The organism is Flavobacterium sp. AK-301, assembly GCF_058310215.1.
Genome location: NZ_JBZEES010000002.1, coordinates 229,298 through 254,108, shown reverse-complemented (window position 1 = coordinate 254,108; position 24,811 = coordinate 229,298). Strand labels below are relative to the sequence as shown.

At 31.6% G+C, this 24,811-nt stretch carries 24 protein-coding genes and 1 other RNA gene; 7 read left to right on the top strand and 18 right to left on the bottom strand.

All coding sequences use genetic code 11. The features are described from left to right. Positions 1-39: 39 nt before the first annotated feature. From AC4FQX_RS04625 to AC4FQX_RS04610, 4 genes are all read right to left on the bottom strand, one after another. Positions 40-561: a DinB family protein gene (locus AC4FQX_RS04625; protein ID WP_491166503.1), complete on the bottom strand. Its 522-nt coding sequence runs from the start codon at positions 559-561 to the stop codon at positions 40-42. 19 nt (positions 562-580) lie between these two features. Continuing rightward, on the bottom strand, positions 581-3,166 hold the full coding sequence (locus AC4FQX_RS04620; protein WP_491166502.1) for a phosphoenolpyruvate carboxylase: 2,586 nt from the start codon (positions 3,164-3,166) through the stop codon (positions 581-583). Positions 3,167-3,250: 84 nt separating this feature from the next. After that, positions 3,251-3,730, bottom strand: a complete 480-nt coding sequence (locus AC4FQX_RS04615) for an Lrp/AsnC family transcriptional regulator (RefSeq protein WP_491166501.1) — start codon at positions 3,728-3,730, stop codon at positions 3,251-3,253. Between the two features lie 88 nt (positions 3,731-3,818). Continuing rightward, complete coding sequence (locus AC4FQX_RS04610; protein ID WP_491166500.1) at positions 3,819-4,973, bottom strand: M14 family metallopeptidase; 1,155 nt, start codon at positions 4,971-4,973, stop codon at positions 3,819-3,821. A gap of 312 nt (positions 4,974-5,285) precedes the next feature. Between AC4FQX_RS04610 and AC4FQX_RS04605 the strand changes: the two genes are divergently transcribed. Together AC4FQX_RS04605 and AC4FQX_RS04600 are read left to right on the top strand one after the other, a co-directional pair. Then, the gene (locus AC4FQX_RS04605; protein WP_491166499.1) at positions 5,286-5,759 is read left to right on the top strand and encodes a helix-turn-helix domain-containing protein; all 474 of its coding nucleotides are present in this window, start codon (positions 5,286-5,288) and stop codon (positions 5,757-5,759) included. A gap of 313 nt (positions 5,760-6,072) precedes the next feature. Then, entirely contained in the window at positions 6,073-7,491 is a 1,419-nt protein-coding gene (locus AC4FQX_RS04600) for an SLC13 family permease (protein ID WP_491166498.1), read from the top strand. 120 nt (positions 7,492-7,611) lie between these two features. Here the strand turns inward: AC4FQX_RS04600 and AC4FQX_RS04595 are convergent, their stop codons facing one another. Next, on the bottom strand, positions 7,612-8,133 hold the full coding sequence (locus AC4FQX_RS04595; RefSeq protein WP_491166497.1) for a 1-acyl-sn-glycerol-3-phosphate acyltransferase: 522 nt from the start codon (positions 8,131-8,133) through the stop codon (positions 7,612-7,614). Between the two features lie 97 nt (positions 8,134-8,230). On the opposite strand from AC4FQX_RS04595, the gene AC4FQX_RS04590 reads away from it, so the two are divergent. Beyond that, positions 8,231-8,899: a spermidine synthase gene (locus tag AC4FQX_RS04590; RefSeq protein ID WP_491166496.1), complete on the top strand. Its 669-nt coding sequence runs from the start codon at positions 8,231-8,233 to the stop codon at positions 8,897-8,899. A 37-nt stretch (positions 8,900-8,936) separates the two neighbouring features. On the opposite strand, the gene kdsB is transcribed toward AC4FQX_RS04590, so the two are convergent. Both kdsB and AC4FQX_RS04580 read right to left on the bottom strand, forming a co-directional pair. Further along, entirely contained in the window at positions 8,937-9,674 is a 738-nt protein-coding gene (kdsB, locus tag AC4FQX_RS04585) for a 3-deoxy-manno-octulosonate cytidylyltransferase (protein WP_491166495.1), read from the bottom strand. A 154-nt stretch (positions 9,675-9,828) separates the two neighbouring features. Next, positions 9,829-11,235 (bottom strand): ATP-dependent DNA helicase, encoded by a 1,407-nt coding sequence (locus AC4FQX_RS04580; RefSeq protein ID WP_491166494.1) that lies wholly within the window; start codon positions 11,233-11,235, stop codon positions 9,829-9,831. Between the two features lie 133 nt (positions 11,236-11,368). Between AC4FQX_RS04580 and AC4FQX_RS04575 the strand changes: the two genes are divergently transcribed. Continuing rightward, complete coding sequence (locus AC4FQX_RS04575) at positions 11,369-12,187, top strand: DUF3822 family protein (RefSeq protein WP_491166493.1); 819 nt, start codon at positions 11,369-11,371, stop codon at positions 12,185-12,187. Further along, positions 12,184-12,780, top strand: a complete 597-nt coding sequence (gene rsmD, locus AC4FQX_RS04570; RefSeq protein ID WP_491166492.1) for a 16S rRNA (guanine(966)-N(2))-methyltransferase RsmD — start codon at positions 12,184-12,186, stop codon at positions 12,778-12,780. Before AC4FQX_RS04575 ends, rsmD begins: the two co-directional genes overlap by 4 nt. A gap of 97 nt (positions 12,781-12,877) precedes the next feature. Here the strand turns inward: rsmD and rnpB are convergent. After that, an RNA gene (gene rnpB / locus AC4FQX_RS04565) (RNase P RNA component class A) lies at positions 12,878-13,195 on the bottom strand. A gap of 155 nt (positions 13,196-13,350) precedes the next feature. Here rnpB and dnaX point away from each other — a divergent pair. Next, positions 13,351-14,436 carry a DNA polymerase III subunit gamma/tau gene (gene dnaX, locus AC4FQX_RS04560; RefSeq protein ID WP_491166491.1) on the top strand — a complete coding sequence of 362 codons (1,086 nt, stop codon included), beginning with the start codon at positions 13,351-13,353 and terminating at the stop codon, positions 14,434-14,436. 74 nt (positions 14,437-14,510) lie between these two features. Next, positions 14,511-15,059 carry a DUF8439 domain-containing protein gene (locus AC4FQX_RS04555; RefSeq protein WP_491166490.1) on the top strand — a complete coding sequence of 183 codons (549 nt, stop codon included), beginning with the start codon at positions 14,511-14,513 and terminating at the stop codon, positions 15,057-15,059. Positions 15,060-15,076: 17 nt separating this feature from the next. Here the strand turns inward: AC4FQX_RS04555 and AC4FQX_RS04550 are convergent, their stop codons facing one another. From AC4FQX_RS04550 to pdxH, 10 genes are all read right to left on the bottom strand, one after another. Continuing rightward, on the bottom strand, positions 15,077-15,343 hold the full coding sequence (locus AC4FQX_RS04550) for a hypothetical protein (protein ID WP_491166489.1): 267 nt from the start codon (positions 15,341-15,343) through the stop codon (positions 15,077-15,079). 41 nt (positions 15,344-15,384) lie between these two features. Then, entirely contained in the window at positions 15,385-15,891 is a 507-nt protein-coding gene (locus AC4FQX_RS04545; protein ID WP_491166488.1) for a hypothetical protein, read from the bottom strand. Between the two features lie 403 nt (positions 15,892-16,294). Then, a complete protein-coding gene (locus AC4FQX_RS04540) occupies positions 16,295-18,082 on the bottom strand; it encodes a mechanosensitive ion channel family protein (protein ID WP_491166487.1) in 1,788 nt (595 codons plus the stop codon). A 95-nt stretch (positions 18,083-18,177) separates the two neighbouring features. Further along, entirely contained in the window at positions 18,178-18,756 is a 579-nt protein-coding gene (locus AC4FQX_RS04535) for an NAD(P)H-dependent oxidoreductase (RefSeq protein ID WP_491166486.1), read from the bottom strand. A gap of 11 nt (positions 18,757-18,767) precedes the next feature. Next, on the bottom strand, positions 18,768-19,793 hold the full coding sequence (locus AC4FQX_RS04530) for a saccharopine dehydrogenase family protein (protein ID WP_491166485.1): 1,026 nt from the start codon (positions 19,791-19,793) through the stop codon (positions 18,768-18,770). A 68-nt stretch (positions 19,794-19,861) separates the two neighbouring features. Then, a complete protein-coding gene (locus AC4FQX_RS04525) occupies positions 19,862-20,419 on the bottom strand; it encodes a Crp/Fnr family transcriptional regulator (RefSeq protein ID WP_491166484.1) in 558 nt (185 codons plus the stop codon). A 9-nt stretch (positions 20,420-20,428) separates the two neighbouring features. Next, complete coding sequence (locus AC4FQX_RS04520; protein ID WP_491166483.1) at positions 20,429-21,319, bottom strand: Ppx/GppA phosphatase family protein; 891 nt, start codon at positions 21,317-21,319, stop codon at positions 20,429-20,431. Positions 21,320-21,325: 6 nt separating this feature from the next. Beyond that, positions 21,326-23,446 (bottom strand): polyphosphate kinase 1, encoded by a 2,121-nt coding sequence (ppk1, locus tag AC4FQX_RS04515; RefSeq protein WP_491166482.1) that lies wholly within the window; start codon positions 23,444-23,446, stop codon positions 21,326-21,328. Positions 23,447-23,450: 4 nt separating this feature from the next. Next, positions 23,451-23,942, bottom strand: coding sequence for a SixA phosphatase family protein (locus AC4FQX_RS04510; RefSeq protein ID WP_491166481.1), 492 nt, complete (start codon positions 23,940-23,942; stop codon positions 23,451-23,453). 155 nt (positions 23,943-24,097) lie between these two features. Beyond that, positions 24,098-24,745, bottom strand: coding sequence for a pyridoxamine 5'-phosphate oxidase (gene pdxH, locus AC4FQX_RS04505; protein WP_491166480.1), 648 nt, complete (start codon positions 24,743-24,745; stop codon positions 24,098-24,100). Positions 24,746-24,811 lie beyond the last annotated feature (66 nt).

The window sequence follows — 24,811 nt, the reverse complement described above, 5'->3', positions numbered from 1 at the left end:
AACTATTGATTAAAAATGATTCTTTGACCCTTCTCTTTCCTAAACAATCATTAAATATCGGTCTTTATATACATTAACGTGATGTTTTTGATGTCCAATAATAATAAAACCCAAAGCTCTTACTGAACCAGGATGATCAGATGCAATACCTATTCTTAGAAGGGTTTCATCAGAAAATGATTTAAATAAAGCTATTGTGGATTGTCTTACTAACTTAAATTCGTCTAACAGTTCTTCCAGTATTCTATTATTGGCTGATGCTGTTTCAGCATATAAATTTTCTTCAAAACTGCTTAATTTTGTAGTATCTTTTCTTGCAAAACGCAAAGCTCTATAAGAAAATATACGTTCAGAATCAATCAAATGCTGAATGATATCTTTTAAAGTCCATTTTCCTTCTGCGTATCTATAATTTTGCTTTTCTAAAGGAATAGATTTGATAAACTGAATAAAATCAACTAAACTGCTATCTAGGCCTTCTATCAGTCCTTCTTTTACTTCCTTAATATAGGGAGAATAATAAGAAGCATATTCTCCGCTTTGTAGTTGGTCTGTTTTCATCTTATTTATATTTTATAGTTTATGCTGAGTTTCTGCTGGCATTAATATTTCCAAAAAGAGAACGCATTACAATTTTTTCAAAAACCTTTATAAGCTCCTCATCTGGTATATCTTCATTATTAAGTTCATTTATTTTAAGCAAGGAGTATTGTTGTATTGTTAACAATGGCAACACAATACGCTCTCTCATCTCAATAGAAGCTTTGCTATCTGGATAATTTTCCATCAGTACTTTATACCCTGTTATTTTCAATAATAATCTATGAGTTTCTAAATATTCGCTATAAATGATCTGCCAGAAATCACCAAATTCAGGATCCTCTTTCATATAAGCTGTTAAAGGAAAAAAAGATTTAGCAAGGGACATCATGCTGTTTTCCAACAGTGTTTTAAAGAATAAAGAATTATCATATAAAGTCTGAACTTCATCCCATTTTCCATTATCTTCAAAAAACTTTAAAGCACTTCCCACTCCAAAAAAACCGGGAACATTTTGCTTTAACTGACTCCAGGAACCTACAAAAGGAATAGCTCTCAAATCATTAAAGTCCAACTGATTCGATTTACTCCTTTTAGAAGGACGACTTCCGATATTTGTTTTAGCATAATATTTAAGTGTACTCATTTTTTCTAAATAAGGAATAAATTCAGGATGATTCTTAAAATCAGTATATTTTTTAAAGCTTATCTGAGATAATTGTTCCATTGTATCTACTTCTTTTTCAGACAATTCATTATCTCCTTTACTAAAAATATAATTAGTGATCCCTGCACTTAACAGATTTTCCAGATTGTACTGATTAGAATCCAAAGTACCAAAATTGGAGCTAATTGTTTGCCCCTGGATAGTAATCTGAATTTCCTGATTTTCAATATCAGGACCCAAAGAGGCATAGAATTTATGAGTTTTTCCACCGCCTCTTGCCGGTGGACCACCTCTACCGTCAAAAAAGATCACTTTAATATTATATTCTCTGGAAATTCTGGTTAATGCTTCTTTAGCCTTATAAATACTCCAGTTTGCCATTAAATATCCCCCATCTTTCGTTCCATCGGAAAAACCTAACATAATGGTTTGTCTGCTTTCTCTGTTTTTTAGATGTTTTGCATAAGAGGGGTTACTGTATAACTGTTGCATAATCGTTTCAGCATACTCCAGATCATCAACTGTTTCAAAAAGCGGTATAATATCCACATTAGGCATTTCCCAGTCTGATAAACGTATCATTGCAAATGTTTCCAAAACGTTTAATACACTCTCATTATTACTGATAATATAACGATTAGCACCCTGCTCTCCATTTTGTCTCTGAATCTCTCTAATCGCTTCAATTGACTCTATGGTAGCCCTTGTGATCCCATCATTAAACCATTCTGGTTCAATTTTTCCTTTTACAGTAGATAAAATAGCAATTTTCTCCTGTTCCGGCAATTCAAAATAATTATCCGGAAAATAGGATAATTTTCTTTTAAAAGTTTCTTTTACTATATTTTCAAAGACCTGATTATGAATCTTGCTGTTCTGACGAATATCCAATGTTGCAAAATAGAATCCGAAAATATTTACTTTATTAATGAAATTATCTAATTCATCTAAATATAAAGACTGTTGTTCTTCTATAATTAATTGTCTTATTTCTAGCAACTGTTGTTTTAATTCCTCCAGTGTAATGAAAATGTCTCCTTTAGAATAAAATACAGAATGGTATAGTTTTAGTTCAATATTAGCTATCAAAATATCTATACCTGAGAAAGTTAGTTTTCTTTTTAATTTTCGAATATCAACATAATAACACTTTAGTATTGAAGTTCGTAGACGATCTGCTACTTTCAGAGTTATTGCAGTAGTTACAAACGGATTTCCGTCTCTGTCTCCTCCAGGCCAAAATCCGAGATTAACAATTCTGTTCAAAACGATCTCATCATTAAATACATTTTTCTGTAAATATTGTGCTATAGTACCTATTGAATGGTAAAATACATTTTCAAGATACCATATTATACTTACTGCTTCATCATAAGGCGTTGGTTTTTCATCCTGAATAAACGGAGTTTTCCCTAACTGAGCTAAAAGTTGTTTGATTCCGTTCAGATCATTATCCTTTATAGCCTGTATCAGATCCGTTATAATCCCTAATACAGATCCGGGATAAAACTGAGTTGGATGTGCTGTAAGTACTGTTCTGACCTGGAAATATTTTAGAAATTCTTTTAGTTCATCTGTTTTGTCCTGAATATCTGCTTTTTCCCTGACACTTCTTAGAGAACCACTCCCATCCATATTGTTGACTATAGAAAAGGAAGCGTCTTCTACTGCATCAAACAAAACAACCTGACGTTCTATATACTGAATAAAACGAAACATCAGATCAATTTTATCTTCCTCTGTGGCCTTATCCATGTATTTTCCAAAAAAGAAATCCACTATCTTCTTCGGATTCCACTGATTTTTAAATCCTGTTTCACATACTTCTGAAAACAAAGGCAATAACACACCTGTATTATCAATTGAATCAAAAGGAAGTGTTATAAAAATACTGTTGTAGAGTTGATATTTTAATTTAACATTCTGATCAAAACGTTCTATTTTGGTAGGTGTATACATAATTTAAATTTTGCCTTAAATTAATAAAAAAACCTCAAGTAAATATTTACTTGAGGTTTTTTAAGTGCATTTATTTTAGAAATCTTACATTTCTTTGAAAATCGTGTGCATAAGACGTTTTTTGTCATTAATACTTTCTTCAAGAGAAATCATTGTTTCTGTTCTATAAACACCGTCAATATCATCAATCATAAAGATTACCTCTTTAGCATGTTTAGTATCTCTGGCTCTTATTTTACAGAAAATATTAAATTTACCTGTAGTTACGTGTGCAACCGTAACAAATGGAATATCATTAATACGTTCTAAAACAAACTTTGTTTGAGAAGTATTATGAAGGAAAACACCAACATACGCTATGAAAGAATATCCTAATTTTTCATAATCTAATGTAAGTGAAGATCCCATGATAATTCCTGCATCTTCCATCTTTTTAACTCTCACGTGTACGGTTCCTGCTGAGATTAGCAATTTTTTTGCTATATCGGTAAACGGAACTCTTGTATTGTCAATCAACATATCTAAAATCTGGTGATCAACTTCATCTAAACGAAACTTACTCATAAAGTTTTTTTTAATAATTTAAAATTCTATTCAAATTAAATATCTATGCAAAGAAAAACAAAATAAATTGATTCTGTAACATTTTTTGCTAAATATTTAATAATCCATTGATAATTTTAACATTCCCATTAAGACAAAAGTCTGCTTTCTGATCTATTATTGGGAAATTGTTCAAATCATCTGTATAACTTGCCCCTTTTGCATCATATTCAAAGTGCCCTTGAAAACCATCTAAACTACCTATTTCTTTAAAATAAGCATTAAAATAAATTTTACCTTGTATGAGCTCCTCTTTATATTGTATTGCAAAATTCGTCATTATATTTGTATTATCATAATATATCCTGATATTTCTATAAATGATATCATAAAAAATGATGCTATTTTGAGGAATATTTAAATATATATCCTTTTTATTGTTAACTACATCGTTATCGCTTATATATATTAAACCCGAAACTAAAGCAATAAAAATATATTTACGGCTTATCTCTCTTTCATAATCCATCGGATAATGTCCTGCCTCAAATAATATAGTTGGTACATTTAAAGACTGAAACATATCTCCTATACAGTTTATATTAAAAGAATCATCAAATCTTCCTATCTGATTCGGGATATAGCTCTGTAAAACATCATTCATTGCAACAATAATTTCTATAGCTTTTAATCTCACATCATTTATAGTTCGTTCTTCATTATATGACGGAGATAAAAATGAAATAGTTGCAGGTTTATTATTTACTCCTGTCCCAAAAATTGTACGCTGATCGTGCAGATTATAACAATAATCAGGCCTGAATTTTTCAAATGTTCTTCTCAATAGCCTACTTTCAGGCTGAGTTAATACCAGAGAATCTCTATTAAGATCTACATCATTAGCATTGACTCTTGTGTAAAGGGCTGCTCCATCAGGATTTAGCATTGGTAAAATACAAAACGTAAAGGTCTCAAGTAATTTTAAAGACAATTCTGTATTATCATTTAATAAATTTAAAAAATCAAAAACAGCTTTTGTTGTTGTGCTTTCATTACCATGCATTTGAGACCACATCAGAATTTTTATTTTTCCTGTACCTATTATATAACTATAAATCGGTTTCTCCTGAACTGATTTTCCAATACAATCAATTTTACTTTTGGTATTTAATCGGTCTAATAAAGGAGTAATAGAATCTAATGTAATATATCTTCCGCTTAAAGAATACTCCTTATAATCATTATGTAGTTTATCAAAATTCATAGGCTTATTTTTAGTTTACAAAAGTAAACATCTTATAATTTACATCTGTAAACAAAGGAATTCTTGTTTTAGTTTAATGATGTAAACAGTTTTTATAAGATAATATACTCAAAGAAAGCCTTTGTTTACACGATTGAATACGTATTTAACTATTAAATGTTATATATCTACTAATGAACTAGTTATGTGTTAGTATATGAAGTGTAAGTTCACTGTTTCTGTGTATATTTTTAATATAAATTAGCTTTTGTAACACAAATTAGTTACATTTGTAATCAAATCACCTAACCGGTTAAAGTTACATTTGTAAACATGGAAGGATTTGTAAAAAGACTCGAAATATTACTGGATTATTATAATTTGAATGCCTCTTCTTTTGCAGATAAGATCGGCGTACAACGTTCCAGCTTGTCTCACCTACTATCTGGAAGAAATAAACCCAGTCTTGATTTTATAATGAAAATAATTGATGAATTTCAGGATGTAGACCTCTATTGGATTTTAAAAGGTAAAGGAACTTTTCCAAAAAGTAGTGAAATAATCAATCCTTCTATTTCCAAACCAGAAATTAATACTAAAGAAAGCATCCCTCCTAGAGAAATTGTTCAAAATATAAATCCGGTAACTGATTTGTTTAATTCTGTAACTACAGAAAATGAAGAATTAAAAAAAGAATCTCCTCTTACTCAAAAAAATGAGTTTCCTATTCAGAATAATAGTATTATAAGTAAAATAGTGATTTTTTATAAAGATGGAACTTTTGAAGATTTTAAACCCAGAGTATAGTTTAAAACAATAAGAATCAAATAGTTTACATTTGTAAACAATAGTATAAATGTTGATTCTAATGAAAATTAGGTCTATTATAAGAAAAGTAACCTCTTATTCATTAATAATTTAATCTTCTTTAAATAGTCTAGATAGAATGTGAAGAGATGATGGAGTTCTACAGCTCTTCAATAGAAGCTAATTCTTTAACAGATAAATAAATACATGGGTTTATTATTAATATAACAAAACTATTTCTCTTTTTTTTATATTATTTTTTACTTTATTATATTTTTTTTATATTTTGTTCTAAATTTTAGATTATAAATTTATGGAAAATGTATTAGAATTAGAACTTAAAAACTCAAAGAAAGTACCGAAAATTAACAAAAAAAAACAATCACTTAAAATTATAAGAGGTCTGATTATTACGGCAGTAGCTGCTCTCATTGCTTTTATATTATGGAAAATTCTTCCTTATGAAGATACTGCAAATAAAGGATTAAGTTTACTTTTTTTTATTGCTGTTTTATGGTTTACGGAAGCTGTTAATATAACTATTACAGCTTTAATGATCCCTATATTAGGAATCTCCTTAGGTCTGCCCGAATTAACAACAAAAAAAGCACTTAGTAATTTTGCAGACCCTATTATTTTTCTCTTTTTTGGAGGCTTCGCTCTGGCTACAGCCCTACATATCCAAAAATTAGACAAAAAAATAGCAACCTGGATTATTTCATTATCCGGCTCTAATTTAAAAGTGGCAACACTATCTATTTTTTCTGTAACTGCATTTTTATCTATGTGGATCAGTAATACAGCAACTGCTGCTATGATGCTTCCTTTAGCTTTAGGAATGTTAAGTCATATAGATGCAAAAAAAAATAAGGGTACTTATGTGTTTGTATTATTAGGAATTGCCTATTCTGCAAGTATCGGAGGCTTAGGAACATTAGTTGGCTCTCCTCCTAATGCAATTGCTGCCAAAGCTTTAAATTTAGATTTTATGGGCTGGATGAAATATGGACTTCCCATAATGTTAGTATTAATGCCTGTTACAATACTGGCTATGTATATTATTTTGCGACCTAAACTAAATCAAAAAATAGAAATTCAGAAAGAAGAAATTCCTTGGACCGTTTCTCGCATTCTAACCATGGTAGTATTCGCACTAACTGCTTTAGCATGGATATTCGGGAATGTACTGGAAGATAAATTTGGTATTAAAAATCCGGATACATTTGTAGCTGTTGCCGCTGCAATACTAATTGTATTTTTAGGACTCGCCAGCTGGAAACAAATTTCTGATAATACAGACTGGGGAATTTTATTTTTATTTGGTGGTGGAATTACACTAAGTGCTTTACTAAAAGATTCCGGAGCTTCATTAGCTTTAGGAGAACAGGTAGCAAATAGTTTTATGAATGCTCATCCTATAATAATCATTCTTATACTGGCTGCATTTATAAATATCTGGACAGAATTTACAAGTAACACAGCCTCAGCAGCTTTGTTAGTTCCCGTTGCTGCCGGTATTGCCGTACAACTCGGACTTCCTGAACAGGTTCTGGTAATGATACTCGGTATCGGTGCTTCATGTGCTTTTATGCTCCCGATCGCTACTCCTCCTAATGCTATAGTATTTGGAACCGGTTTGATACAACAAAAAGATATGATTCGTACAGGATCTTTTTTAAATATCCTTTGTGTTATCATTCTCACGATATGGGGATATTTTTTTTTAATGTAAAAAACCCCTCTGAGAATCGCTTAAACGAAAAAAAGATATAGAGATATCCGAATAACAAAAATACAGCTCGTTTTTTTAAACCGGTTTTTCTTTGTTATTCGGATATTCTGAAATAAAAAATTAATTTATTTTCGGAGTAAAACTGTTTTCAGGAACTTTTCCTATTACACCAACATAATATTGCTTCAATATTTTCATATCTTCTTCAATATTTCCTGTCGGATAAAAAGGTTCTGAAAATTCAACCTGTTTTTTAGCAAAGTTAAAACCAACACATATTATAGGTACATTTGCTTTCATAGCAATATAATAAAATCCTGTTTTCCATTCAGTTACTTTTTTTCGGGTTCCTTCCGGAGCTATTGCTAATCTAAATACTTCTCTACTATTAAATATATTGGCTATTGCATCTACTTTATTTTCGGATTTTTTTCTGTCTAAAGAAGCTCCACCCATCCATCGGAAATAATATCCAAACGGAAATCGGAATAATTCTTTTTTACCAACAAAATTCATTTCCAATTTCAGAGAGCCTCTGATCAAAACACCAATATAAAAATCATGCCAGCTGGTATGCGGTACAACAATCATAACACATTTCTTTGTGCTCTCTTCTAAAGTTCCTACGATTTTCCATTTCATTAATTTAAAAAAAATGTACTGATAAATTTTGCTCATAATTATTCATTATTTTTTACAAATGTAATATTTAAACTCTATTTTTGAGAAAAACATTTGTATGTTCAAGAAACTATTTAGTTATATCATCCCTCTAAATATCTATAAAAAGAAATCTGACATAAGCAAAAGCCTTGAAGTTACCTGGGCAAATGGAGAATTAGTACTTGACTCTCTGAATACTAATTATTCTTATGGAAGTTTACAACGTATCCTGAGAAAAGGTTTACAGAATATTGGATATCAAAATATAATACAAATGAAAAATATTCTGGTTCTGGGTGTTGCCGGAGGAAGTGTTATTAAAACAATAATGGATGAGATTCAGTTTAAAGGACATGTTACAGGTGTTGATATTGATAAAGAAATAATAGATCTTGCCAATCAGTATTTTCAGCTGGGTACTTATTCAAATCTTACTATTCAGATAATGGATGCTTTTGAGTTTGTGCTGAAAACAAAAATAAAATATGACCTTATTATTATAGATATTTTTCAGGATACGGTAATGCCTAATTTTCTATTTGAAAAATTCTTTATTAATAAAATTGAAAGTCTTCTGAATCCAGGTGGTTATATTTTGTTTAACACTATGCTTTTAAATGAAAAACAAAATCAACGTAATGAAAATTATATAAGCGAATTTGATCCTGCCCTTTTTTTAGTTAAAAAAATTCCACGGGTAGAACAGCATAATGAATTGATTATTATTAGGAAATTAAAAGATTGAAAGATTCTTTGTGTTTTTGAATACTGAATAACTGTTACTAAATATTTCTACGTAATATTTCTCTGGCTTTTTCTAAATCTTCAACAGTATCAATTCCTATTCCAACATGTTGTGTCTCAACTAATTTTATTTTTTTACCATATTCTAAATAACGTAACTGTTCTAACTTTTCGGAAGCTTCTAATGAACGCATCGGTAAACTATAAAAATCCATAATTGCCTGTTTTCTGAATGCATAAACACCTATGTGCTGAAAATAACGAACTCCAACATTTGTGTCTCTTGGAAAAGGAATCACAGAACGAGAAAAATATAAAGCATAATTATTCTGATCTACTATTACTTTTACATTATTCGGATTATTAATAGCCTCCTGATCTGTAATTTCACGCATTAATGAAGCAAGGTCAACTCGCTTTTCTATATCATTTTTAAAAACAGATAATACCTGTTCTAAGGGTTCTTTCTGAGTAAAAGGCTCATCTCCCTGTACATTTACTACAATGTCAACATCCATATTTGCTACTGCTTCGGCAATTCGATCACTCCCCGATTCATGTTCTTTTATACTCATAATGGCTTTTCCACCATTAGAAATAATTTCATTAAAAATAATGTCTGAATCTGTAACGACAAAAACATCCTGAAATAAACCGGTTGCCACAGTTGCTTCATAGGTGTGACGAATAACCGTTTTACCTTCTAAATCCTGCATTAATTTTGCTGGAAATCGTGTAGAAGCATATCGCGCAGGAATCATTGCTATTATTTTCATATATTTTTTAAAGGAACAAAGGTTTTTAATTCGTTTTAAAGGTTCAAAGTTGCAAAGGTTTTCTGAGAACTACAAAAGTTTTTTAATTTGTTTAAAGTTTAAGGTGAAAAGGTTTTCTAAGAACTGAATACCGAGACTGAAAACTTTTACCTTTTCACAAAAAATTATCATCTTTAAAACCAATCAGATATAATTTTTCTTTTGCTCTTGTAACTGCTGTATATAACCATCGAATATAATCTCTGGTTATTCCGTCCGGTAAATAAGGCTGTTCTATAAAAACCGTATTCCACTGCCCTCCCTGAGATTTATGACAGGTAATTGCATATGAAAATTTCACCTGTAAAGCATTGAAATATACATTTTCTTTTACTTTCTGGAATTTTTTATATTTTGAGGTTTCTTCTTCATAATCCAGCATTACTTCTTGATAGAGCCCATTAGACTGTTCATAAGTAAGCGATGGCGATTCACTGGTTATTGTATCCAGTAACAGAACGGTTTCAAAAGATCTCTGATTCGGATAATCTACCATTCGAATCTTTACTTTGGCAAATTTAAATCCGTATAATTCCTGAATACCAAACATTTCCAGAATTTCAATAATATCCCCGTTTGCAATAAAACCGGCTTCGGAATCTTCTTTTAACCAGAAATAATTATTTTTCACTACCATCAGAAAATCACCTGTAGACAAATCGCTTTCTTTATCTAATATTCTGGTTCTGATTTGCTGATTGTACTGATTTGCTCTTTTATTAGAACGAACAATAAACGCGGTTTCTTCCAGTCCATAATTACTGTAAGCAGTATTAATCGCATCCTGAATATCATAACCATCTGATAATCTGACTATATCTTTAAATCCTTTTAGAGAAAACTGAAACGTATCTATAAAATTAGTTTTTAATAATTCCCTTAATTCTGTTGCATTATATAAAATTCCAGAATTTTCTTCCTGACGCATTACTTCATCCAGTTCTATAAACTGAACCTCTTTGTTATAATTAACAGCCAGATTATCAGTATTCAGAGCTGGACTTATATCCATATTTACGGGCGGTAGCTGAGCAGTATCTCCCAGTAAAATTATTTTACAGTTTTTCCCTGAATATACATACGAAATCAGATCGTCTAAGAGAGAACTATTGTCAGAAGCTGTATCTGAAATCATTGAAGATTCGTCTACAATAAAAAAAGTATTTTTATGTTTATTGGGTTGCATAGTAAAACTAATACCTCCACCTTTATTACTTTTTGGAAAATATATTTTTTTATGAATCGTAAATGCCGGTTTTTGAGAATAGTTAGAAATCACTTTAGCAGCGCGACCTGTGGGTGCTAACAAAACATATTTCTTATCTATATCTTTTAAATGGTTTACAATTGTAGAAATTACGGTCGTTTTTCCTGTTCCTGCATATCCTTTCAGTACAAAAATTTCATCATTATTAGAATTAGTAACAAACTCAGCTATTTTCTGAAAAAAAATATCTTGTTTATAAGTAGGCTGAAAGGGAAATTTATTTTTTAAAATGGAATAAAAATGACCTGAACTCATTCTGTTTTTTTGATTGGAATATTAAATATCAAAGATACTGATTGTATTTCGTGTGAAATGCTTTTAGGAGAAAAAAAAATTGTAGTTTTGTTTTTTAAACTTCAATAAAAACAAGTTACTCACAGAACATAGTATGGTTTTACAAAATAGCAATATCACTGAAAAAAAATACCAGAAACTATCTATCCAGATAGCATTGGATAGTCTTTCATTTTGTTGTTTTGATACTTTAAATAATACAGTACTACATTTAAAAGAAATTAACTTTTCTGATTTTCCAAATTCGACTCTTGAAGATTATTTGAATAAAGTATTTGAGGAAAATGAGATCCTTCAGAATTCTTTTGATGAGATTATTGTATTACATGATAATAATCTGTCAACCTTAGTACCTAAAGCTTTATTTGATGAAAATGCTCTGGGAAGCTATCTTCAATATAATACTAAAGTATTTGAAACCGATTTTTTTACGTTTGATGAAATTCCAAATTATGACATTAATAATGTCTATATTCCTTATATAAATATCAATAACTTTCTGATTGACAAAATAGGTGTTTTTGATTATAAACACAGTAACAGCATTCTGATTTCAAAAATACTGGATATATCAAAAAATATTGATAATATACAGGTATTTGCTCATTTCAGAAAAAAACATTTTGAACTGATTGTTGTCAAGAATCAGAAACTACTTCTGTTTAACTCTTTTGAATATAAAACAGCGGAAGATTTTCTGTATTATCTACTTTTCACTGCGGAACAACTGTATCTTAATCCGGAACATTTTAAACTAAAATTATTAGGAGACTGCAATGAAGAAAGTGAACTGTATCGTTTAGCTTATAAATATGTAAGGAACATTGCTTTATTTGATCTTACTTCTATCCCGATAGACCACAATTTATCGGAGCAAAATATATTAAAACATTTTATCTTATTACATTCATGAGAATAATATCAGGCAAATACAAAGGCAGAAGAATCTCAGCTCCTAAAAATCTTCCTGTTCGTCCTACAACGGATATGTCTAAAGAAGCCTTATTCAATATTCTGAACAACTACTTTAACTTTGATGGGCTTAAAATTCTGGATTTGTTTTCAGGTACCGGAAATATCAGTTTTGAATTTGGTTCCCGTGGCAGTAAGAATATTACTTCTGTAGATGAAAATTTTGGCTGTGTCAAGTTTATTAAACAAATGGCAGAGGAATTTGATTTTAATATTGCTGCGATAAAAAGTGATGTTTTTAAATTTTTAGAAAAAAATAAAACTTCTTACGATATTATTTTTGCCGATCCTCCCTACAATTTTGATCAAAAAGCTTTTGAAAAGATTGTAGAACTGGTATTTGAACACGGCACTCTCAATGAAGAAGGTATGATGGTTATCGAACATTCTAAATATACTAAACTAGATCACATGATTAATTTTTCTTTTCAGAAAAATTATGGGGGTTCTATCTTTTCTTTCTTTGAAATCAGTAGTGATGAAATCGAGGACATAGATGAAAATCAGCTATTAGACAGCACAGAGGAAGGATAAATTAGTAGCGAGTATTGAAATTTTAGTATTGAGAAAGCACAAAAGAGCAAAGATTTCACTATTAATAGTGTAATAGATTATATCTTAAACCAAAATAAAAAAAAGCAGACCTGTAAGCCGGGTTCTGTATCCGCAAAAGCGAATCCTTATCATTTATCTAGAAGTATTGTTGCCAATACTCTCCATCTGCCTACCCCTCAGCATCGAACGAGTAGCTCTTAATTGCTGATATACGTGACATTTCACCGCATAGAGTTTACCTGGTTTCACTACAGCATTACCTGTACATACTTTCTGCTGCACTTGTCCTCTTCCAATAAATTGAAATGGCGGGCGTTACCCGCTATGCTACTCTCTGGTGCCCGGACTTTCCTCTCTTCATTATAAAACGAACAGCGATAAGGCGGTCTGCGGTGCAAACTTACAATAATTTGTGAAAGATTAAAAGATTGAAAAGATTAAAAATTAGAAGAAAGAGCCAAGAAGAAAGAAATTTAAACAAGCAAATCGATAAAGTATCTTTTTCAATCATCAAATCTTTTAATTACCTTTGTAATTCAATAAAAAACTATGGAAGAATTTATCGTATCAGCCAGAAAGTATCGTCCGCAGACCTTTAAAGATGTTGTGGGACAACAGGCTATTACGAATACTTTACTTAATGCCATAGAAAGCAATCATTTAGCACAAGCTTTACTATTCACAGGACCTCGTGGGGTAGGAAAAACTACTTGCGCCAGAATCCTTGCCAGAAAAATAAACCAGCCAGATTACGATGATCCGGAAGAAGATTTTGCTTTTAATGTATTTGAACTGGATGCCGCTTCAAATAACTCAGTTGATGATATCAGAAGCCTAATCGATCAGGTCAGAATACCGCCTCAAACCGGAAAATATAAAGTTTATATTATTGACGAGGTACATATGCTTTCTCAGGCTGCTTTCAATGCATTCCTTAAAACATTAGAAGAACCGCCAAGACATGCTATTTTTATTCTTGCAACTACTGAAAAACATAAGATAATACCTACAATTCTTTCTCGTTGTCAGATCTTTGACTTTAAAAGAATTACTGTAAAAGATGCTAAAGAACATTTAGCAGAAGTTGCACAAAGTCAAGGAATTACTTATGAGGATGATGCATTGCATATTATTGCTCAGAAAGCAGATGGCGCTATGCGTGATGCTTTGTCTATTTTTGACAGAGTAGTCAGCTATTGTGGTGCTAACCTGACCCGTCAGGCAGTAACCGAAAATCTGAACGTACTGGATTATGAATATTATATTAAGGTAACAGACTTGATTTTGGAAAATAAAATTCCGGAATTATTAATGACCTATAATACTATTCTAGCCAAAGGATTTGACGGACATCATTTTATTGCCGGATTAGCTTCTCATTTCAGAGATTTACTGGTAAGTAAAACTCCTGCCACTCTTTCTTTACTGGAAGCTGGTGAACAGGCACAGCAATTATACGCTACACAATCTCAGAAAACAAGTCAGGATTTTCTTTTAAAAGGTATCGATTTAGCTAATGATTGTGATCTTAAATTTAAAGTAAGTCAGAATCAGCGTCTTTTAGTTGAATTATGCTTAATGCAGCTTGCCTCTATCACTTTTGATGGAGAAAAAAAAAAGCTGAACAATATATAATTCCTCCTGCTCATTTCAGAACTGATAAACCAACTATTGCGGTAGCGACAGTTCCTGTTATTCCTGAAAAACAAATGGTTATCAATACACCGGAGCCGGTCATAGAACAAAAACCGGTTCTTTCTGCTCCTGTTATTACCCCTGTTTTGGGTCAGGAAACAGAAAGAAAAGTATCTGCTTTATCTCTTTCCAGCATCAGAGCAAAACGAGAATTAGCAGAAACACAAAAAACGTATATTAAGGATGAAAAGGATTTGCCCCGCGAACCTTTTACGGAAACGGATATGCTACTACAATGGAATAAATTTGCTCAGAAATTAAGTGACAAAGGTCAAAAGATCATGTCTACTTATATGCAGATCAATGACCCTACTCTTACCGGAACTGTTATTAAACTGGAATTACCCAATGAAGGGTCTAAAGTAGACTTTGATAATGAAAAGCATGATCTGCTGGGCTACCTTCGCGGAAAGCTTCATAATCATGATATTACTATCGAAGTAACTGTAAATGAAATTGTTGAAACGAAATATGCTTTTACTGCTCAGGAAAAATACGACCGCCTGAAAGAAAAAAATCCAAATCTGGAACTTTTAAGAAAAACATTCGATCTGGATTTTTAGGGTTTATGCTGTTTTAGTTACTGGTTGTTAATAAAGCTTTCTCCATCCGCTTTTACTGCGCTTTTATGAGTTACAACCGGTTGTTCGTTGGCAAAACTTTTTCGACTGTTATGATCAATATTAATAACCCGAATCGTAATATCGGTCAATTCTTCCAGTTTAGTTATTGTTTCTTCTTCACCATAGTTTTCCTGTATTAAATCACCCAGTGGATATAGACGATAGGTTACTTTTTGAGTACCACTTTTAAGGATTACACGATTAATTTCTATAGGAGAACTCAATCTTGATAGTTTATAATGTAAGTTAGTATTTTATTCATTTTTTAATGTTCTTTAGGTTGTTCAAATAAGGGAATTTCATTGCCTTTTATAATAAAAGGATCCATTAATACAAATTCAATTTTTTTATATTCATCAAAAATATCTTTATCTCCTTTTGACGTTTTTATTTTAATGATTACACTACCGGTAATTCCGGTAAAAATCTGGTTATCGATATAGACCGCCTGATCTTTGTAATTACCAGTTCCTATTCGTTTATAGATTCGTTCAAAATATAGTGTTCCAAACATTTTTGCTTTTATTTCTGTATCTATAACTATTGCTTCGGAAGGGATGTATTTTTCTAAAAATTCAGGAGTATATTTATAAATCGGAGCCCAATTGAACGTTACATTGAGTCCGGCTTTGATTTCTGCCATAGCATCCTCTACTGTTTTAAGTCCTCTTTGTCCATCACCGGCATTAATCAGCTGTCCGCTATCACTGAATTTTTGGGTTAAACCTTTTAACAACGTAAGAGTTCCTACTTTCTGTTGTTTTAAAATCAATTCCGGAATATAGTTGCTCTGTTACCCCGAAACGGGCATTTTCTATACTCTGTTCGTTGACTTCGTTGACCTGTCCGTATAAGTCTGCTGAATACGGATTCCATACTGTTTTTTCTCTTTTTCAGGTTTTAAAAGCAGAGAAACTATTTTTGATAATTCCATATTGTAAAGTAGTATTATTATGATAAAATAGTTATATTATTTCAATTTTTTTTATAAAAATTAAAAACATGAATATAGAATATATTCTATTAAATCACAAAATAATATGGTTTTTTGTTTACAAAAAATCAGAGGACAATACTATTAAGTTTTTAACTTTGCAGAGAGTTAAATTCAGTTTCCTCACCGAAGATATAGTGGAAACGGACAAAATTATCAACTGTAAACTATCAACTATTTTCTAACTTTCAGGAATAGCTATTTTACTGCCGTCTCTATTCGCTCTGTAGTGTGGTGACAAAATTTCTATTCCTTTTTCATTAAATACATCCTGTATATTTTTACGTAAAGAGGACAGTATTCCTACTTTTTTAGTTACTTCTTTAATATATACATTGATCTCATAGGAAATATAAAAATCATCGTGTGAGGTCTGAAAAATAAAAGGTTTCGGCTCTTTTAAAACAAAATCTGTTCTCAGAGCAGCTTCGATAAAAGCTTCCTGAGCTTCTTTCCAGCTTATTTCATAACCAACGGTAGCTGTTGTGTAAATAATCAATCCTTCTTCTTCTTCTCGGGCATATACGGAATAATTAACGGTATTACCGGATAAAACGGTAGAATTAGGGATTGTAATTTCCTCATTTTTAGTTGTTTTCAATCGGGTTACCAGCATATTCTTTTCGAGAACAACACCCATCATATCACCTATTTTTATCTGATCTCCTATTTTGAACGGACGCATATAGGTAATAACGAGACCGGCAACCATATTTGAAATAGCGGATGAAGATCCGAGAGAAAATAAGATTCCTATAAAAACGGAAACGCCTTTAAATATATTAGAATCCGAACCGGGAAAGTACGGAAACATTAAGACAAACATAAAAGCATATAATAAAATTTTTACCAAGCTAAAGGTAGGCATAGCCCAATCGGTATGAAAACCGGAAATCTCTAGTTTTCCTGCTCCTATTTCTTCAAAAACATATTTTACAAAACGTATACAATATTTCATAATGAAGAAGATCACCAGAATACTGAACAGATTTGGTAAATAATCCCAAACTGCTATAAATATTGATTTAAACGGCAACCATACCAGTCCGAACAATTGTCCTGCCCAGGTTTGTGTAAATGGAAAAATACTGAATATTAAAGGTAATACCAGATATAATAAAAGTAGAATCAAAAACCATTTTAATCCTTTTATAACCAGAACAAGTACTTTTAACTCCTGTTCTGCTGAAAGAAAAGTATAACCTTTATAAGTCATATTTTTTAAGATCTTCTTTCTTTTACTGATAATACTCTTTATTGTTTTTAAATATATCTTGTTTATGATCCAGATCACAAAACAAAACAGCAGTAATACCAGAACAACGAGACCAATTCGGATCAATAATTTTTCTACGCTGTTCTCTTCCTGTTGTTTAACTATAGAGTTCTTTATTGTTTCGGCATAACCGGAAGCCAGTTCCTGCTTTGTTTTATCAAACCATAAACCATCCAAATCGGAAATACTCATGATTACCATATCTTTATAGGTAATATCTATTGCGTTTTCCCAAATGGTTGTTATAATAGAGTCTGCCTGAAAAAAATCATCATTATACAGATTCTTTAATTTATCGGAAATATTCTTTGCTCTTTCTCCTGGTGTTAAAGCGCCTACTTTAGTATAAACAGAAAACAAAGTGTCCTGAAGAAGAAAAACAGGATATCCTTTTTCGGTTCGTTTTAATGCTTCTATTTTTTCTCTAGATGCTTTCTTTGATTCCGTTTCAGCTTCTTCTACTTCTTTTAATTCTGTTAAGAGTTTTTCTTTTTTACGTTTTTCATTTGTTTTTACCAAACTGATCTTTTCTAGTAATTCCACCTTTTTTAAGGAATCTAAAAGTTGTTCCTGCTGTGTTTTATGAAGTAACTGCTGAACATTTTCACCCCCGACTAATGAATCATTTTGTTGCGAAAAGCAAAGAAAAGGTACTATAAAAAAGCTAAAAAAAAGGTTATATTTCAAAATCATTCTGATGTATATATAAAGTCAGTTTATAAAAGTGCAATATAAACTATATTTTGATAAATATAATCTGTTTTTTTAAACTGAAACTATTTTTTTGGTTAGACCTGTTTCAGTCCGAAATCATATACTTTTTTGATCCATTTTTCCCTCTGTTTAAGACCAGAACTCTTAATTACTCCAATATAACTTACTTTTACCGGTTGAATACCACAAAAATTCAGCACTGATTTTTTTAGTTGATTTATGCTTGGATTACCATAAAACAATCTGTAATACCAACCGGGCTGATCTATTGTGGTAATAATATGTGCTGTTTTTCCTTTCAGCAGTTTATCCCACCATACAGAGTTTTCCCTGTATCTGAAAGCAAAACCGGGTAAAAAAAGCCGATCGATAAACCCTTTCATTATAGCCGGAAGTCCTCCCCACCACACCGGATGAATCCATACCAAATGATCGGCTTCTTTAATCTTTTCCCACGCTGTTCTCAGGTCTGGTTCCAGTTCTGTTCGTTTCTGATAACCATATTGCAGATTTGGATTAAAATCCAGTTCTGCAATAGTAATCGTCGTCAATACTGCGCCAGACTGTTCTGCTCCTCTTTTATACGCATCTGCCAGAGCGAAATTAAAACTTTCTTTATTGGGATGTCCGTTAATAATTACTGTTTTTTTCATGTTAATTTAATTTAAGAAATACGAATGGTTATACCTTCGTATGTATTTAAACGATTTACTATATCTGCTGATTGATGTAGTTGATGACTAAAATAAACTGCATTGGGAAGTTTTGACTGTATTAATTCTTCAACATGTAAAACAGTAGAAAAAGCGGTTAGTTCAGCTTGTCCTTTACTGCTTTTCAAACTAATTATTTTTCTTTTATGATCAGCTCTGATCACAATATCAAAACTAGTCTGATCTCCCTTACCATTTGCGCTGAATACTACTCTTCTGGCTTTCAGAGAGAGTATATTAAACAGTTTTAAACGCTGAAAAAGTCCTAATAATCTTGTAACCAGTTTTGAATTATACGTCATTTTTACAACTACAGTTGGAATTTTTTCTACCTGATTCAAAATAAACAGATCCGGTACATCAAAATTATACGTTTGACGTGTCCCTATTCCAAAGGAAAAAGTATGATATTCTGAATCCAGAAAATGTTTTACTGTAACCGGAATATTATTTTTATACTGAATAAACGGTTTAAAAACATTTTCAGCCATAAAATGAGCAGAGCTCTCTCCTGCCCGATCTTTTATAGAATAATAAACAAAAAGATCAATCTCTTGTATCTTTTTTTTATCTGGTTCGGCTACAAAAACCAAACTGCTCACAATACCACTCATCCATCCTGAGCAAAAAACAACCCGACTGCTTATAGACTGCTCTTTTGCGAAAGTATAAGCTGTTGTTAATGCAGGAGTAGGCTTTGTAATATCAATATAATCAATCCCATTCTCAATGGAAAAACGAAGTATATTATTATTCTTATCATTGGTACAAAGTACAATACAGTTGACTTTATGATTCGAAATAGTCTGAAAAGTGGATGGAGTATCTACATCAATGATCAGATCGGTTTCGGTTTCTCTCCTGCTTCTACTCCCTCTGAATAAAATAAGAGAAGGATTTCTTTTATTTAAAATCTGTAAAATGGTTTTTCCTACTAAACCGGTTCCTCCGATAACCAAAATATTTTGTTGTATCATTTTAAATTAATTTTACACAAAAATAGATCTGCAGGGAGATATCTATACCGGACATATGTCCAATAAAACTAAACTGTTTTTCGTATACGGCTTAAATGTCGTGATGTGATTCCCAGAAATGAAGCAAGATACTGCAACGGAATCAGCTGAATATATTTAGGATGAATTTTGAAAAGCTCTTCATAACGTTCTTTTCCAGTAAGTTTCTGAAAGGAAGCTATTCTTTTTTCCAATGCAACATATTGTTGTTCAGATAAGATCCTGCCTAGTTTTTGCCATTGAATACTGCTTTCATATAATTTTTCAAAATCATCATGACGTATTATTTCTAATTCGGTATCAAAAACAGCCTGGATATTTTCGTTAGTGGGTTCCTGCGTAATAAAACTGGAAAATGCAGCCATTAATTCCTGCTCAAAAGTAATACAGTTTGTTATCTCATCTCCATCACTGTTACTATAAAAAGAACGTAAAGCACCTGATCGTATAAAAACGATCTCATTACATACTTTTCCTTCCTGAATCAGAAAATCTCCTTTTTTAAGTATTCTGGTTGTAATCACAGTATCCAGCCTATCCAGCTCCTCTTCAGAAATGATTTGTAATGTTCTGAATAATTCTTTCATCTAGTCTAATTAAATCCGTCCGTAATACATCGCTTTGACAATTCCATCGGATAATCCGATCTTAGGGACAAAAATATTTTTAGCATTACTCCATTTCATTGCTTTAACATATATTCTGGTTGCGGGAATAATAACATCGGCACGATCAGGATTTAATCCCAATTCTGAAATACGTTCTTCGTAAGTAAGGGTATTCAGAAAATTATACTGTGAATTCAGATAGGTAAAAGATAGTGGTTTTTCCTGTGGCTTACCAGACATCTTGAATAATTTATTGATATTTCCGCCAGAACCGATCAGTATTACTTGTTGATAACCTGCCGTATTAGTTCTGATCCATTTCTCAATCTCCTGCCATACAATATCGTTTACCATATTGTTTAACAGTCGAACGGTACCTATTTTAAAGGATTTAGAAGCAATTAATTTCCCGTCAGAGAATAGAGTAAATTCAGTACTTCCCCCTCCAACATCTACAAATAGATAGGTTTCATCTGTTTTCAGTAAATGAAGTAAATCCGTTGAAGCAATAATTTTTGCTTCTCTCTTACCGTCAATAATATCAATCTTAATATCTGCTTTTTTCTTAATCAGATCTGCTATTTCTTTTCCGTTATAAGCTTCTCTCATTGCAGATGTGGCACAAGCCATATAACGTTCTACCTTATGAACTTTCATTAACAGTTTAAAGGCTTTCATCGCATCAATCATCCTTTCAATATTATCTTCAGAGATCTCTCCTACTGTAAAAGCATCTTGTCCAAGACGAATGGGAACACGAACCAATGAGCTTTTACTGAAATGGGTTTCTTTTCCTTGTTGTTCTATTATATTGACAATGAGAAGCCTCATAGCATTAGAACCTATATCTATAGCAGCATATTTTTTTATCGTAATCATATCCAATTATAATTTTTCAGTAATTACTTCTATCTTATTTCTATAATAATTATAGGTTTCCAGTTGTGCTCTGAATGTTTTATTTTTTTCGCGGGGTTTATATTCATTGTTTAGATTTTCAGAATGTAATCTGGCTTTTACGTTTCCTCTCCAAGCAATATTAAACACCTCAATTAATTCTTTTTTAATATCCACATCATAGATTGGACAGCTCACTTCTACTCTATCATCTAAATTTCGGGTCATAAAATCAGCAGAAGAAATATAAACTTCAGGATCATTATCATTCCCGAAAATATATACTCTTGAATGCTCTAAATAGTTATCTACAATACTAATAGCTTCAATATTCTCACTCATTCCTTTAACACCTGGAATCAAGGAGCAAATACCGCGAATGATTAATTTAATTTTTACTCCTGCTCTACTTGCTTCATATAATTTATCTATCATTTTATAATCTGACAAACTATTCATCTTCAGTTTAATGTAAGCTTCTTTACCTATTTCTGCATTTTTTATCTCTTTATCTATTAGTTTATAGAACTTACTACGGGTATAATGTGGTGAAACGATCAGGTGTTTGTATCGGTGTATTCTGTAATTAATATTAAAAAACTCAAATACTTTATCTACATCTTTTAGTATTTTGGAATGACTGGTCAGCAAGGTAACATCTGTATATATTTTAGCTGTGGATTCATTAAAATTTCCTGTTGAAATAAACCCATATCGTTTTATTTTACCCTGTTCTATTCTTTCTATCACACAAATTTTACTATGTACTTTTAAACCTTTAATACCAAAAATAAGTTCAATTCCTTCAGTCTGCATCTGCTCTGCATAATAAATATTATTTGCTTCATCAAATCGTGCCTGAAGTTCGATCTGAACCGTTACTTTTTTACCGTTTTTAGCTGCACTTACCAGTGAACTAATAATCTGAGAATTCTTTGCTAATCGATATAGGGTTATTTTTATTTTAGTTACTTTTGGATCTAGCGCTGCTTCACGCAGAAACTTAATCAGATAAGAAAAAGACTGATAAGGAGCATTTACCAAATAATCTTTCTGAGCAATCTTCTCCAGTATACTTCCTTCAAGACTCAGTCCTTCTACTGGTAATGGTACATTTTGCTGATAGATCAGATCATACCGCCCCAGATTAGGAAAATCCATATAATCTCTTCTGTTATGATATCTTCCTCCCGGAATGATACTGTCTGTTGAATCAATCCCCATTTTATCTAAAAAAAACATCAGAGTATCTCTGTCAATAGACTGATCGTAGACAAATCGAACTGGCTCTCCTATTCTTCTGTCCTTTACACCAATCCATATTTTTTCAACCAAACTTTTACTCAGATCACTATCTATTTCTAACTGAGCATCTCTTGTAATTTTGATCATATGAGCTGAAATACTCTCATAATCAAAAATATTAAAAATATTATGCAGATTATATCGAATAACATCATCCAGCATAATAATATATTGTTTATGATTTTTAGTAGGCAGAACAACAAAACGATTAAGTGTCTTTGGAATTTCAACGATTGCATAATGCACCTCTGCTTTTGGTTTTGTAAAGTTCAGAATAGAGGATGAATGCTGTTTTTTTGCTTTCATCACTAATTTGATTGCCAGATAGCCAGAGGTATCTTTTAATATCGGAAATTCTGCCAGATCATTCAGAATAATGGTCACTAAAGCGGGACTTACTTTTTGTATGAAAAAATCTTTTATAAAATTTTCCTGTTCTTTTGTTATCTCGGTCTCATCAATAATAAAGATATTCTTTTTCTCTAATTCTTTCTCAATGATACTCAAAATCCGTAAACTCTCGGATTGCTGATTAATAACAATCTGTGTGATTTCATTCAGCAGTTTTTTAGCAGAAATACCTCCCAATACTTTTTCTCCGGAAATACCTGCCATACTCAGCCTTCTTATAGCAGCATATCGTACACGAAAAAACTCGTCCAAATTATTTGAGAAAATTCCTAAAAACCGTAATCTGTCTAATAATGGTACGGAAGTATCGCCTGCTTCCTGAAGTACTCTTGCGTTAAATGCTAACCAACTTTTTTCTCTATCAATATATCTGTTTCCGATATTTTCATTCATAATTTTAAATCTCTTTTAAATCTCTGGGGAAAACGATCTTGTTTGTCTTCCCGTTATTAATCTCCTTCCAATCCGTTTGTTCAAAAGTTATTGATACAAACCCTGTTGTAGGAACGTTTTCAATTGCAACATCTCCAAACTTATTTGCAAAAGTAGTAATTGCCTCATTATGTCCAAAAAGAATTAAACTGTCAAACTGATTATCACAGGACTTAATTACTTTTTCTAACTGCTTTCCGTCAAATACATAAAGTTCGTCTTTCAGAATAATAGAGTCTTCGGGACAGAACCAGTTTTGACAAAAAATCAAAGCTGTTTCTGTTGTTCTTTTTGCAATACTACTCCATATAATAAATGATTTAGGTAAATATTCAGAAACATATGAAGAAACCAGATGTGCATCTTTTACACCACGAGTGGCTAATGGTCGGTCTATGTCTTTAAAAGAGGTATCCCAACTCGACTTCCCGTGCCTTATTATAATCAGATTTTTCATAGTACTGTTATTTTATATCTAAATTAAATATCGGAATTATTTTAATATAATCTTTAAAGAAAAGGTTAATTTAAATAAAAAAATAAGTCTAAAATCTAAAATCCAATATGGAAAGCCCGAATATTAATCAGTACAATTATCTTTTTATCATAAAATCACGGGGAAAGACGTTCTATCTTCCAGCTATAGTCTTCCTGTAACTGATATCGTATTCTGTCATGTAAACGATTGGGTCTTCCTTGCCAAAATTCAACTTCTACAGGTCTTACTAAAAAGCCACCCCAATGTTTCGGCCTTAGAATTTCTTTTCCCTCCAGTTCAGTCTCCAGTTGTTTTAACTGATTCTGTAATACTTCTCTAGAAGCGACTACTTCACTCTGATCTGAAGCGATAGCTCCTAATTTACTTCCTTCTGGTCTTGAGGCAAAATAATTATCAGAAACTGCTTCTGTACATTTTTCAGCAACTCCTTTTATAATAACCTGCCGTTCTACACCTGGCCAAAAAAAAGAAAGGCAGATATTTGGGTTTTTAGCAATTGCTCTTCCTTTTTCTGAATTATAATTGGTATAAAATATAAAACCTTCTTCATTAAACTTCTTCAATAAAACCACGCGAGCTTTAGGGAAACCATCTAACCCTAAGGTAGAAACGGTCATCGCATTGATTTCATCGATACCGCCAAAATCTTTAACTTCATGAAACCAGTTGTTAAATAAATTAATCGGATCTTCTGGTATATTAGTCTCTATGAGCTCATTTTTCTCATAGGATTTTCTGTAATTGCTTAAATCTTCCTGCATACTGTTTATTCTAAAAAATTAAAGAATCGGCATCTGTTATTATTTAAAACAGATTCCTCTGAAATA